Source organism: Desulfurivibrio modestus (assembly GCF_044068625.1).
In the GTDB taxonomy this organism is placed as follows: Bacteria; Desulfobacterota; Desulfobulbia; order Desulfobulbales; family Desulfurivibrionaceae; genus Desulfurivibrio.
Window position 1 is genome coordinate 135,497 of the sequence record NZ_JBIPKH010000005.1, and the last position, 13,090, is coordinate 148,586.

Below are 13,090 nucleotides of genomic sequence, written 5' to 3' on the forward strand. Positions count from 1 at the left end.
CGTCCCACCCCTTTAAAGGGAATCCACAATGGCATTGAGGGTGGGGCTGGGGCGCATGGCCCGGCCGGTTTTTTCCCGGTCCGGCCGATAGTAGCCGCCGATATCCACCGGTCGGCCCTGGGCGGCGTTGAGTTCGGCCACGATCTTGGCCTCGTTGGCGGCCAACTCCCCGGCCAGAGCGGCGAAGCGCTCGCGCAGTTGGCCATCCTCACCCTGTTCGGCCAGGCTCTGGGCCCAGTAGAGGGCCAGATAGAAATGGCTGCCCCGGGTGTCCAACTCACCCACCTTGCGGGAAGGTGATTTCTCGTTCTCCAGGAATTTGCCGATGGCCTGGTCCAGAGTCCGCGCCAGGATCGCCGCCTTCTCGTTTTTAGAGGCGGCGTAAAGATGCTCCAGGGAGGGAACGATGGCACAGAACTCACCCAGAGAATCCCAGCGCAGATGACCTTCCCGCAAAAACTGTTCCACATGTTTGGGAGCCGAGCCGCCGGCGCCGGTCTCAAACAGGCCGCCGCCGTTCATCAGGGGCACGATGGAGAGCATCTTGGCGCTGGTCCCCAGTTCCAGAATCGGGAAGAGATCGGTCAAGTAATCGCGCAGGACGTTGCCGGTAACCGAAATGGTATCCTCACCCTTTCTGATCCGGGCCAGGGAGAAACGCATCGCCTCATCGGGCCGCATGATCCGGAGATCCAGGCCGGTGGTGTCGTGGTCGGGCAAATAGGCCTTGACCTTGGCGATCAGCTGGGCGTCGTGGCTCCGCTTTTCATCCAGCCAGAAGATGGCCGGGTTGCCGGTGGCCCGGGCCCGGGTCACCGCCAGCTTGACCCAGTCGCGGATGGGAGCGTCCTTGGTCTGGCAGCCCCGGAAGATATCTCCGGGGGCCACGGCCTGGGAGAGCAGGACCTTCCCCCCCCGGTCAACCAGCCGAATGGTGCCGTTGCCGGGGGCGACGAAGGTCTTGTCGTGGGAGCCGTACTCCTCGGCCTTCTGGGCCATCAGACCCACGTTGGCCACGCTGCCCATGGTGGCCGGATCAAAGGCGCCGTGCTGTTTGCAATCCTCCACCACCTGCTGGTAGATGGTGGCGTAGCTGCGGTCGGGCACCATGGCGATGGTGTCGTGGAGGGCGTCATCGGCCCCCCACATCCGGCCGCCATCCCGGATAAAGACCGGCATGGAGGCATCGATAATCACATTGTTGGGCACATGCAGGTTGGTGATCCCCTTACTGGAGTCAACCATGGCCAGTTGGCAGTTCCGCTGGTAACAGGCCATGATATCCGCTTCGATCTCCGCCCGCTGGGCCGTCGGCAGATTTTGGATCCGGCCGTAAAGATCGGCCAGGCCGTTGTTGACGTTGACCCCCAACTCCTTGATCACCGCCGCGTGCTTGCGGAAAACCTCCCGGTAGAAGACCGCCACGCAATGGCCGAACATGATCGGGTCGGAAACCTTCATCATGGTGGCCTTGAGATGCAGGGAGAGCAGCACGCCGTCCCGGCGGGCGGCGGCGATCTGCTCCTGGTAGAAGCTCCCCAGGGCGGCCACGCTCATCACCGCCGCATCGACCACCTCCCCGGCCAGTAGGGGTAAACTATCTTTGAGGGTCACGGTTTGGCCATCATCACCCACGAATTCGATCTTCGCCTCGCAATCTTCCCCAAGGGTCAGGGATTGTTCGCTGCCATAGAAATCCCCGCCGCTCATGTGGGCGACCCGTGACTTGGAGTTTTCCGGCCAGGGTTTCATCAGCCGATGGGGGTTCTTTTGGCCGAACCGCTTCACCGAGGCCGGGGCCCGGCGATCCGAGTTGCCTTCCCGCAGCACCGGATTGACGGCGCTGCCCAATACCCTGGCAAACCTGGCCTGCAACTCCTTCTCGGCGGGAGTTTGCGGCTCAGCGGGATAGTCCGGAATATTGTAGCCCTGTTCCTGCAGCTCCTTGATCGCCGCCTTGAGCTGGGGAATGGAGGCGCTGATATTGGGCAGTTTGATGATGTTGGCCTCGGGCCGCTTGCACAACTCCCCCAGCTCGGCGAGATAGTCGGGAATCCGCTGCTCTTCCGTGAGGTTTTCCGGAAAATTGGCGATGATTCGGCCGGCCAGCGAGATGTCATACTGCTCTATCATGATGCCGGTACCGGCGGCATAGGCCTTCAGAACCGGAAACAGGGAATAGGTTGCCAGGGCCGGGGCCTCATCGACTTCGGTGTAGATTATTTTCTGGGTGGTCATCTTGCTCCCTCGGTATTCATTGGGGGTTCCATGGGGGTGAGGTTTGCCATCAACCGTGGAGGTTTAGCACAAACCGGGCCGGATTGCACGTCATATCAGCGTTAAAGGCAACGGCCGCCCCGACTCAGAACTTCTCCAGCTGCCGCGTCATGGGCTGATAAACCCGCTGGGCGACCTCCTCGAAACCGGGCAGCAGCTCGCCGGTCCCATCAAATTCAGGGAGATGTGGCGGAGCAAAGGTCATCTCCACGTAGGGTTCAGTCGCCTCGGGGGGAACCCCGTGGTCGTAACCGGTGCCGTAAAAGGCGTTGTGGGCGGCCTGGCGGGCCTTGACCAGGGCCGCCGCGGCCGAAGTCTTGCCGCCGGCGGAGAGTTTGCTGACCAGCTCATAAGAGCTGCGGCGGAAGAAGGGCAACGGTTGCCGCTGGCCCAACTGGAACAGCTCCAGCAGATCTTGCAACAGTTCACGGGCCGTGACCGGGGCAAGGGGCCGCAAGATCCGGATATCGGCCAAGTTATGGTCGCCCCGGCCCACCATGATGGTTTGCAGGGTCTGGTCCGGCGGGGCCTGGGCGCAAAGGGCCAGGTGGTCGAGCCAGCCGACCAGAAAAAAGGCGGGTGAGGTTTTTCCCGGGGTGGAGCGGAGCAGTGCCGCTTGCCCCCGCTGCCCCAATTCCCCAACCAACCTGATACCGGTGGGCAGCGCCAGATCAAGGGTCAAGGGGGGCAAGGGCCGGCCGCCGGGATTGGCGGCCAGAAAGGCGGCCACCGGCTCCACCTCCCTGATAATCGCCGCCAGGGTTACCGCAGCCGCCCCCCCCGGGGGCAGGGCTCCGGCAGCCCGCATAATCGCGAGCAGGGATGGATCGGGGCCGGCGAGGATCAGTTCGGGGTCCTGCAACAGTTGCCGGCCGATGCGATGGCGTTCAAGCTTCTCAACGAAAAGCGGCTCCCGATCCTCCGCCGCCTCCCCCCGGTCCGGCAGGCTCAGGCCCAGAATCCGACGGGCGTACCAGGCGGCGGGATTGCGAAAAAAGGTGTGCAGTTCGGCCAGGGCAACGGCGGGCGTTTGCCCGGGGGGCTCGGCCCCGGGGCGATCGCCCGCCGCCGGAGAGGCCGGTTCCGGCAGATATTCAGCCGCGTAGGTAAAGAGGGGGCCGGATTGATCCTGAAAGTAGCGGGGGCTGAATGGCTGCAGGGGGTGCTGAACGACAAAGCGGGCCACCACCTTTTGCCGCTCCTCCTGGGGATCATCCTTTTCCCCGGAAGAAAACACCATCGCGGCCAGGCAATCCAGCAGTTCATCGACCAGCACCGAGGGGGGCAATTCCCGGTTGTCCCGGATACTGCGACCCACATAGCTGATATAGAGCCGGCGGCGGGCCGCCAGCAGGGATTCCAGAAAGAGATAGCGGTCCTCCTGGCGGCGGGAACGGTCGCCGGGCTTGGGTTCGGCGGCCATCAGATCAAAGCCGAGGGCACCCTCCCGGCGGGGAAAGGCGCCGTCACTCATCCCCAGCAGGCAGACCATGGGGAAGGGAATGGTCCGCATGGGCAGCATGGTGCAGAAGGTCAGGCCCCCATCGAGAAAGCCATGACTGCCGCCACTCTCATCCAGACGGGCCCGCAACAGGCGAAGAAAGGCCGGCAATTCCACGGGACGGGCAAGCCCCGCCGCCTCCCCCTCCTCGATCAGGGAGGCCAGGACCGTGCGGATCTCCTGCCACTGCCACTCATCGGCCGTCCCGCCATCCTGGGGATCGAAAAAATCCACCAGGGCCTGCCGGACCAGTTCAACCCATTGGACCAGGGGATGGGGGGCGGCCACCCGCCGGGCCAGCTTGAACAGCCGCTCGCAAAAGGCCAGCAAGAGGCCGGCGGTAACGCTGTCCTGACCTTCGATATCATCATAAGGCAGCAGGCCGCCAAAAAGATGCTGTTCCCGGCCGGGCATGGCGTAACCCAGCAGTAAGCGATCCAAGCCAAAACGCCAGGTATTGCCCCGATCGGCGGGCTGACCGTGTTGCCGGCGATGCTCCTCGTCAATCCCCCAGCGGACCAGGCACCGGCGCAGCCACTGCTCGATCCGCCGCAACTGGCCATCATTCAGACCCTGCCCCCGCCGAACCGGTTCGCAGGCCAGAAAATCAAGAACCTGGGAAACCCCCAGCCGCCCGCCGACCAACTCAAAAAGCCGCAGGAGCGCTTCGAGCAGTTCCGCTTCCCGGCTCATGGGGCGATCGGCGATCCGATAGGGGATACGCAGCTTGTCTCCCGGCGGCCGATTGAAAACCGCTTCGATCAGGGGAGCGTAGATTTCGATATCGGGGACCATCACCACGATCTCGTGGGGGCTGAATTCCCCGGCAGCCAGCACGCTGAGCAGTTGATCGTGCAAAACTTCCACCTCCCGCAGGGGGCTGTGGCAGGAGTGGATCACGATGGAACGATCATCGGCAGCCGGGGGAGCGGCCGCCGTCGGGGGCCGTAACCCCAAAATATCATCCTGCAGACGGCCCAACAGAGTCGGCGGTCGGCCATCAACTGCCAGCCCCTCGCTGAACCGGTCACCATGGGGACCCTGCTGGTATTCGGTTTGCTCCTCCAGGATATCCTGAAACTCCCGCCCCACCCTGCCCAGGGAGGCCAACAGGGGGTGGCCGCCGCTGAGATGGAGGTCGCCGGGTCCGTGGGCGGCGGCCGCCGGGTTATGGCGCAGCAGCCGCTGCTGCAGGGCCGCGGGGGCAAAGATATCGGCCCAATACTCCCGGGCCGGACTGAAGAGCAGGAGATTAACCGGGATGATTCCGGCGGCTTCGTTGAACAGGGCCAGATAGAGGGGAGGAAGGGTGGTGATTCCAAAAAGCATCACCCGCGGGGGCAACAGCTCGGGTCTAAGCAACCGGCCCTCCCGCAGCCGGATCAAGGCCTCCCGCACCGGCCGCACCGGCGAGCCGAACTGCCGGCTGAGCTGCCGCCAGAGCAAGGGTTGCCAGCGATTATCCCCCAAGGCTGACTCCGCCCGGGCAGCGGGGCCGGCACCCTCCTCCTCCCAGGCCAGCGCCAGTTCCGGCCGATAAACGGCGTACTGATCGAAGAGATAGGCGATCTTCTCCGCCAACTGCAAACATTTCCAGTCATCACCATCGGCCAGATAACGATGCAGGGGGGCGAACTCCCCGGTCGCCGGCAAGCGGGGCAGCAGTTCCAGCAGGGCCAGGGCCAGGGTTTCCCGGTTGAAGGCGGCGGAGGTATTGTCCAGGGTGGCCCGCAGCAGCCGTTCCATGAAATGGCGGGGATGGGGGAAATCGGGATTGGCCCAAACGCCGAAGCGCTCGGCCAGACGCAGCCCCAGCCAGGTTGCCATCCCCCGGCTCTGAACCACGATACACTCAGGGGTCAGGGGATTGGCCGGGGGAGAAGCCAGCTCCTCCACCAGGCAATCCAGCAGGGCTTCAATCCGGTTGCTGCGGTAAAGAATCAGGCGACGTTCGCTGGGCATGACGCAAGGTAATGGATCGGGACCGGCCCCGCAAGCCCGACCCCGTTGTCCAGCGGCAAAAACTAGGGATTAAGCCGGCGCAGACAGGCCTGGAGGCGCTGAACCAGGGCGCCCAGCTCCGGCTTGGTGATCTGGTCGTCGGCCCCCACCTTCTCCCCCTTGTGGCGGGCCTGATCGTTGATCAGGGAGGAGAAGAGCATCACCGGGACCTTATCGAAGGCGGGCTGCTGCTTGATGCGCAGACAGAGATGATGACCATCCATCCGCGGCATCTCGATATCGCTTACCACCCCCAGGATCTGCCCTTCGATCTCACCGGCGGCCATGGTCTGCTCCAGGAAATCCCAGGCCGACTGGCCGTCCTGGAATGCCTTGACCTTGTAACCCGCTCGCTCCAGAGTGCGGCTGATCTGGTCGCGGATCATGGCGGAATCGTCGGCAATCACCACGTACTTGTCGGTCTGCTCAGCGGTGGCCTGATCCTGGATGGCATGGCTGGCGTCATCCATGGCCATGCTGGGATCGATGTCGGCACAGATCTTCTCGAAATCGATCATCTGGATAATCTGGTTGTTGACCAGGCACATGCCGGTAAGACTGCTCTTGCTGGCGATCACATCGGGGGGGGGCATGATCTGATTCCAGGAGATGCGATAAACCTTGTCAACCCCATGGGAAATAAAGCTGAACAGCTTGCCGTTGATCTCGGAAACCACCACCACCCATTTAGCCTTGGCCTCGGGGGAGGTGTCGGGGGTATAGCCAAACCAGTGGCAGAGATCGATCAAGGGAATGGTACGGTTGCGGAGCAGAAAAACCCCCCGCACCGAAGGATGGCTTTCCGGCACCTCGGTCAGCTCGGCGGGCATCGCCACCAACTCCCGCACCTTGGCGGCGTTGATTCCGTAAGAGGTCTGAATGGGGGCGGCGGCCGCCGGATCAAGCCACTGCAGGTAAAGGGTGATCACTTCCAGTTCGTTGGTGCCGGACTCCAGCAAGATACCGGTCCGGGAACCCGCCATCTGACCCATACTCCTCCTCCCGCCACTGGTTATTGGAGAGCTTGCGCCCTGGCCGGCCGCGGGAAAAAGTTCGCGCAACCGTAAAGCATCAATCGGCACTATAGCGTGGCCGGACGATGTTTATCAAGCATTCATTACGCTCTTGGCCGGACTCAATGGTGATAGAGGGCAAGCACCAGATCCACCGCCACCACCACAAGGGAGATGGCTACGATGAAGAGGTAATTGATATTCTCTTTGGACTTGACCAGGGAGGAGAGAACATAGGCGACCAGCTCCCGGTCATCACTACTGAGCTGGCTCTGACCTTTGAGCTTTTCCAACAGCCGGTTGGCCACAATGGCCCGTCGTCGCCGCTCGGTGATGTAGTAGCGATAGGCGAAGAAGAAGATATAGCCCACCACCGCAAAATACCACAACGGCCGGACCAGGGCCGGATTTATGGTCTCGACAATGGTCAGGACCCGGAAAGAAACCGCCGCCAGCAAACCCAGAACCATGGCCCCGTAAATCACCAGCGGCGGCATGGTATGGGGCAGGCCGTGCCGTTGGGCCGCCGCTTGCATCCGTTCGTTCATTTGTGATAACCACTGCCGATTTTAATGGTCCAGGCCCGGTATAGCTGCTCCAGCAGCAGCAGTCGAGCCATCTCATGGGTAAAAGTCAAGGCCGACAGGGAGAGGACCAGATCGGCCCGGGCCTTCACCTCCGGCGCCAGCCCCAGGGGACCACCCAGGGCAAAGGCAATCCGGTTGCTCCCCTGCTCCTCCCAGCGGGTCAGGATCTCGGCCAGCTCCGGCGAGGTCGGCATCCTGCCGCCGGGGTCCAGGGCCACCAGGCGGGCGCCCTCCGGCAGATGGGAGAGCAGCAGACGACCCTCCTGGCGGATCAACCGCGCCTCCTCACCTTCATTTTTCACCCCGCCACCCCGGGGAGGTTTAGGGGCCTTGATGGTGGTGATCTTCAATTCGACATAACGGCCCAGGCGAACGACGAAATCATCGATCCCCCGCGCCAGGTACTCCTCCCGGGTCTTGCCGAGAAACAGCAGCTCAAAGCGCATCCGGCAATCTTCAACCTTTGCCCATGGCCAGGCGGAACTCCTCATGGGTCAAGTCGGCCTTGAAACCGGGGCAGGAGTCGCGGATCACCTCGAAGTTGCTGCTGTCGGCCAGCATGCTGGGATGGAGGGGCCACTGGCGGCAGCGCCAGGGTTTGCCCTCATGGATGGTACAGCCGTTTTCATAGAAGATGCAGTGACCGTCCACGGTCTTCATCTGGACGGTTTTGCCGGTGACCCGCAGATAGCGCTCCTTCACTTCGGCAAAGGGCAGGCCCAAATGGGCGCTCAGCCGCTCCCGGTCAGCCTGGTCCAGGGAAACCGTGGTTTCCCCCTGACAGCAGTAGCCGCAGCGGCGGCAATCAAAAATTTTCGACTCGGACATGGTTTGGTTCCTTACTTCTGCACTGGAAAAAGATAGCCCAGGGTGCGATAGATCAACTTGGCGGCGGTAAAGGCGGCATGCTCGGCCCCGGGCCGGGGCGCGAGTTCGACCACATCCAGGCCGACCAGGCCGTGGGGCCCCCGGGCCAGGGCGCGGGTCAAGGCGATGATCTCTCCCCAAAAGAGGCCGCCCGGCTCCGGAGTGCCGGTGGCCGGCATGATGGTCGGATCCAGCCCGTCCACATCCACCGTGAGATAGACCGGCCCCTTGATCTCGGCCAGCAGTTGCTCCAGCCAGTCGGACTGCTCGAGAATGCGGGCCATGGTGAAGGGTTGCCAGTGGCGCTCCCCCACCAGCTCCCACTCCTCCCGGGAAAAGGAACGAATCCCCACCTGGGAAAAGGGAATTTCAAGCTCGGCGACCCGCCGCATCACGCAGGCGTGACTCAACCGGGTGCCGTCGTAACTTTCACGCAGGTCAAGATGGGCGTCCACCTGGACCACGTGCAGATCGGGATATTTTTCCCGCATGGCCGCCACCGCCGGGCCGCTCACGGTGTGTTCGCCTCCCAGCAGGACCGGGAAAAGCCCGGCGGCCAGTTCAGCGGCCACCGCCGCTTTAATCAGCCGGCAGGCCTCCGCCGATGACACTCCGGCCAGGGCCAGGGGGGGCCTGGTGACGATGCCGGCCTGTACCGTCTCCTGGAGCAACTCATCGTCAAAAACCTCCAGGGCCGGAGAGGCCTGCAGGATGGCCAACGGCCCCTCTTCGGTGCCGCCGCCCCAGCTTACGGTGGCGGCCAAGGGGGCGGAAAGAACGGCGATCCGGGGGGCGACCCCCACCTCGGATTCCGCGCCTAAAAAAAGGGGATAATCGGTGGCTGTTTTCATCACCCCTACATAATCCATTTAAGGCCGGACAACAAGTGGCAGTGAGCGGCCGGGCCACTCTCAGCCGATCCGCCTGACTACCTGGCGAGATAGTGATCCAGCATCTGGCGGGCCGGAACGGCATCCCAGTTCACCGCGCCGATGATCTTTTCCCGCAGCACCCCATCATGATCAATGATGTAGGTTTCCGGCACCCCGGTGAGCCCGTAGGCCTGGGCAATCTTGGACCCCGGATCCAGCAGGAGGGGAAAATCGCCCTTGATCATGGCGACCATATTGCCGGCCAACACCGGATCATCCTGATAGAGTACGGTCAGCACCGTGAGGGGCTCGGCGGCATAGTCGGCTTTAAGCCGCTGAATATGGGCCAGTTCCTCCCGGCAGGAGGGGCACCAGGTGGCCCAGAAGTGGAGAAAAACCACCTGCCCGCTCAACTCGGCAAGGTCCCAGTTCCGGCCCCGGGTATCCACCAGCTGAAAGTCCGGGGCCGCTTCACCCACTTCGGCCACCTCCCGGCCGCAAGCGGTCAGAAGCAAAAAGAGACAACATACTGCGATCAAAGGAAAAAATCTTTTCATAAAAATAACTCCTGGATCTGTTCTGGGTGAGTGCCGCAGGCGATATTTATAACATGACACCGCCCCCCGATGCCAGTTCCCTTCTGCCCGCCACAGCCGAAAAAAGAGCGGGGCTCTCCGGCACGCGTTGCCATCACCTGGCCGGTGGGGTATAAATTGTGCAGAGATCCGCCAAGGAGGGATCAATACATGAAAAAAATCAGCCAGTATTTCCTGCATGGCCTGCTCTTTCTGGTGCCGGTGGTGGCCACGGTGTACGTGGTCTACCTGATTTTCACCAAGATCGACGGCATCTTTCCCTTTGCCGTACCCGGCGCGGGCTTTCTGCTGACCATCGGCCTGATTCTGGGAGTGGGCTTCGTGACCTCGAACCTGCTGGCCCACCGGCTGCTGACCCTGATCGACCGGCTCTTTGCCCGGCTGCCGCTGGTGGCCCTGCTCTACAGCTCGATCAAGGATCTGGTCAACGCCTTTGTCGGCGACAAGAAGAGCTTCAACAAACCGGTGGCGGTGGCCCTGGATGGCGAGGGGCAGCTCCGGGTCCTGGGCTTCATCACCAGGGATGACCTGCAAAACCTGGGCCTGAGCGACAGTGTGGCCGTCTATCTCCCCCAGTCCTACAACTTCGCCGGCAACCTGATCATTGTCCCCCGCCACCGGATCACCCCCTTGGCCGCCAACCCCGCCGAGGTGATGAAACTGATCGTCTCCGGCGGGGTCTCCTCCCGTTAAGACCGGCGGCCGCCTTGCCAGCCGACCCGGTTTCACGTTAGACTGGCGACAACAGCCCCAGCTTACCCAAGGTAGACCAACCCATCAGGAGAGATTATGGACCGCCGAAAATTTCTGCTGCGATCAACGGTGGCCGGCAGCACCCTGCTGCTCCCCCCGGCCATGGACACTCTCTGGAGCCGGGGCCTGGCCGCCGGCCATCCCGACCTGGTGATGACCAAAGGTGGAGATCCCCGCCAGGCCACCCGGCAGGCGGTGGCCGCTTTGGGCGGGATGGACCGCTTTGTCAGCCGGGGCGATATCGTGGTGGTCAAACCCAATATCGCCTTTGATCGTGGCCCCGAGCTGGCCGCCACCACCAACCCCCAGGTCCTGGCGGCGGTGGCCGAGATGTGCCTGGAGGCCGGAGCCCGGCAGGTCAAGGTGTTCGACCGCACGGTCAATGACGCCCGCCGCTGTTATGTGCAGAGTGGCATCGCCGCGGCCTTAAAGCCGCTGGATGTGGAGCTGAAATACGTTGATGACCGCCGTTTCCGGGAGATGCGGATCGGCGGCGAGGCGCTGCCCAGCTGGCCCCTTTACACCGAGGCGATCGAGGCCGACGTGCTGATCAACGTGCCCATCGCCAAGCATCACGGCCTGGCCCGGATCACCATGGGGATCAAAAACCTGATGGGAATCATGGGCGGCAACCGCAGCCGGATCCACCAGCGTCTGGACCTGGCCCTGGCCGAAATGGCCGGCTTCGTCAAACCCCGGCTAACCATTATCGACGCCATCCGCATTCTAGTGGCCAATGGACCCCAGGGGGGCAACCTGGATGACGTGCGTCACCCCGGGGTAATCATCGCCGGCACCGACCAGGTGGCCGCCGATTCCCTGGGAGCCACCCTGTTTGAGATGCGGGGCAGCGATCTGGGTTACGTCCGCGAAGCGGTCCGCCTGGGGGTGGGGGAGGCCGATCTGGACAAACTGGAAATCCGTCGTCTCAACCTGGAGAGCGCCTGAAATGAGTTTGGCCGCGATATTCTCCCCGCGCACCCTGCGGGTCGTCTCCCAGGGACTCTTCCTGCTCTTTTTTCTCTTTCTCTTCGTGCAAACCGAGGGCAAGGGAGCCGATGAACTGGGCTGGCCGGTACGGCTCTTTCTCGACTTCAACCCCCTGATCCTGCTGACCACCCTGCTCAGCGCCCACAGCGCCCCCAGCGCTTTTTTCCTGGCGCTGATCGTGGTGGTGATCACCCTGCTTTTGGGCCGGGTATTCTGCGGCTGGATCTGCCCCTTCGGCGCCCTGCACAATCTGGTCAGCCTGGCGGCCGGTCGAGGCCGCGCCTTGGCCCGGCACCCCGCCTGGTTCCAGCTCAAATACCTGACCCTGATCCTGCTGCTGGCCATGGCGGCCTTGGGCTCCCAGCAGGCCGGACTGCTCGACCCCATCACCCTGCTGATCCGCTCCTTGTCGGTGGGGGTCTATCCCGCCTTCAGCTATGCCGCCAGTGCCTTTTTCGACACCGTCTACCATCTGGAGATCGGGGGAATCACCGCCGTTTCCGAGTATATTTACGGACTGCTGCGGGATACGGTCCTACCCTTCCAGCAGCCCTTTTTCAGCCAGGCCCTGCTGATCACCCTGCTCTTTTGCGGACTGCTGGCCCTGAATCTTTATGAACGCCGCTTCTGGTGCCGCTATCTTTGCCCCCTGGGGGCGCTGCTGGGCTTGCTTGCCCGCTGGTCGCTGCTGAGCCGGGAGGTGGCCGAAGGCTGCACCGACTGCGGGGCCTGCGCCGGTCACTGCCCCGGCGGAGCCGAACCCCATGGCCTGCTCAGCAAACCGCTGTCCGGCAAGGCCGGAACGGCAAAGCGGCCTCCGAACTCTCCGACCCCGCCCTGGCGTAAAAATGAGTGTCATGCCTGTTTCAACTGTGACGATCTCTGCCCGCAAAAGCTGATCCGCTTTAAATTGCGCCGGCCGGGCCGGAGCAACCCCGCGACTCCTGCCCCGGCGCCCGTGGCGACCGGCCCCGACTTGGGCCGCCGCCGCGTCCTGGGAACGGCGGCGGCTGGCCTGATAGCCGTGCCGCTGTTGCGGGTCAGCCGACCGCCGGAGGGTCGGGCCAATCCGCTCCTAATCAGACCGCCGGGCTCGGTCCCGGAAAAGGAGTTCCTGGCCCGCTGCGTTAAGTGCGGCGAATGCATGAAGGTCTGCCTGACCGGGGGGTTGCAGCCCACCCTGCTGGAAGCTGGCCTGGAGGGGATCTGGACCCCGATGCTGATCCCCAGGATGGGTTATTGCGAGTACCACTGCACCCTCTGCGGCCAGGTCTGCCCCACCGGGGCGATCAAACGGCTGCCGGTGGCGGATAAAGTCCGGGTCAGGATCGGCCTGGCGATGTTCGACCGTGACCGCTGCCTGCCCTGGGCCTACGGCCGCCCCTGTATCGTTTGCGAGGAGGTCTGCCCCACCCCCAAAAAGGCGATCTGGTTCGAGGAGGTGGAGACGCGCGACCGCGATGGGGCCCTGGTGCGGGTCAAACGGCCCCATGTCGATCTGGAGCTCTGCATCGGCTGTGGTATCTGCGAAACCCTCTGTCCGGTCACCGACAAACCAGCCATCCGGGTAACCAGCATCGGCGAGTCCCGCTCCCGGGAAAATCAGCTCCTGCTCTGATTACAGCCGGGGTCG

At 63.3% G+C, this 13,090-nt stretch carries 11 protein-coding genes; 3 read left to right on the forward strand and 8 right to left on the reverse strand.

All coding sequences use genetic code 11. The features are described 5' to 3' along the window. Positions 1–12 precede the first annotated feature (12 nt). The 8 genes from ACHHRT_RS05125 to ACHHRT_RS05160 form a co-directional block, all read right to left on the reverse strand. Positions 13–2,238 (reverse strand): NADP-dependent isocitrate dehydrogenase, encoded by a 2,226-nt coding sequence (locus ACHHRT_RS05125; RefSeq protein ID WP_395498375.1) that lies wholly within the window; start codon positions 2,236–2,238, stop codon positions 13–15. Positions 2,239–2,362: 124 nt separating this feature from the next. Next, positions 2,363–5,740, reverse strand: coding sequence for an exodeoxyribonuclease V subunit gamma (gene recC / locus ACHHRT_RS05130; protein WP_395498377.1), 3,378 nt, complete (start codon positions 5,738–5,740; stop codon positions 2,363–2,365). A 62-nt stretch (positions 5,741–5,802) separates the two neighbouring features. Continuing rightward, entirely contained in the window at positions 5,803–6,762 is a 960-nt protein-coding gene (locus ACHHRT_RS05135; RefSeq protein WP_395498379.1) for a chemotaxis protein, read from the reverse strand. Positions 6,763–6,914: 152 nt separating this feature from the next. Beyond that, on the reverse strand, positions 6,915–7,340 hold the full coding sequence (locus tag ACHHRT_RS05140; RefSeq protein ID WP_395498381.1) for a hypothetical protein: 426 nt from the start codon (positions 7,338–7,340) through the stop codon (positions 6,915–6,917). Beyond that, complete coding sequence (locus tag ACHHRT_RS05145; protein WP_395498382.1) at positions 7,337–7,825, reverse strand: 23S rRNA (pseudouridine(1915)-N(3))-methyltransferase RlmH; 489 nt, start codon at positions 7,823–7,825, stop codon at positions 7,337–7,339. Before ACHHRT_RS05145 ends, ACHHRT_RS05140 begins: the two co-directional genes overlap by 4 nt. Positions 7,826–7,835: 10 nt before the next feature. Beyond that, positions 7,836–8,207, reverse strand: coding sequence for a YkgJ family cysteine cluster protein (locus tag ACHHRT_RS05150; protein ID WP_395498384.1), 372 nt, complete (start codon positions 8,205–8,207; stop codon positions 7,836–7,838). Between the two features lie 11 nt (positions 8,208–8,218). Continuing rightward, positions 8,219–9,097 (reverse strand): agmatinase, encoded by an 879-nt coding sequence (gene speB / locus ACHHRT_RS05155; RefSeq protein WP_395498386.1) that lies wholly within the window; start codon positions 9,095–9,097, stop codon positions 8,219–8,221. Between the two features lie 77 nt (positions 9,098–9,174). Beyond that, entirely contained in the window at positions 9,175–9,675 is a 501-nt protein-coding gene (locus ACHHRT_RS05160; protein ID WP_395498387.1) for a TlpA family protein disulfide reductase, read from the reverse strand. A gap of 189 nt (positions 9,676–9,864) precedes the next feature. Between ACHHRT_RS05160 and ACHHRT_RS05165 the strand changes: the two genes are divergently transcribed. From ACHHRT_RS05165 to ACHHRT_RS05175, 3 genes are all read left to right on the forward strand, one after another. After that, positions 9,865–10,407 (forward strand): DUF502 domain-containing protein, encoded by a 543-nt coding sequence (locus tag ACHHRT_RS05165; RefSeq protein WP_395498389.1) that lies wholly within the window; start codon positions 9,865–9,867, stop codon positions 10,405–10,407. A gap of 96 nt (positions 10,408–10,503) precedes the next feature. Next, the gene (locus tag ACHHRT_RS05170; protein WP_395498390.1) at positions 10,504–11,415 is read left to right on the forward strand and encodes a DUF362 domain-containing protein; all 912 of its coding nucleotides are present in this window, start codon (positions 10,504–10,506) and stop codon (positions 11,413–11,415) included. Position 11,416: 1 nt separating this feature from the next. Next, complete coding sequence (locus ACHHRT_RS05175; protein ID WP_395498392.1) at positions 11,417–13,075, forward strand: 4Fe-4S binding protein; 1,659 nt, start codon at positions 11,417–11,419, stop codon at positions 13,073–13,075. Positions 13,076–13,090 lie beyond the last annotated feature (15 nt).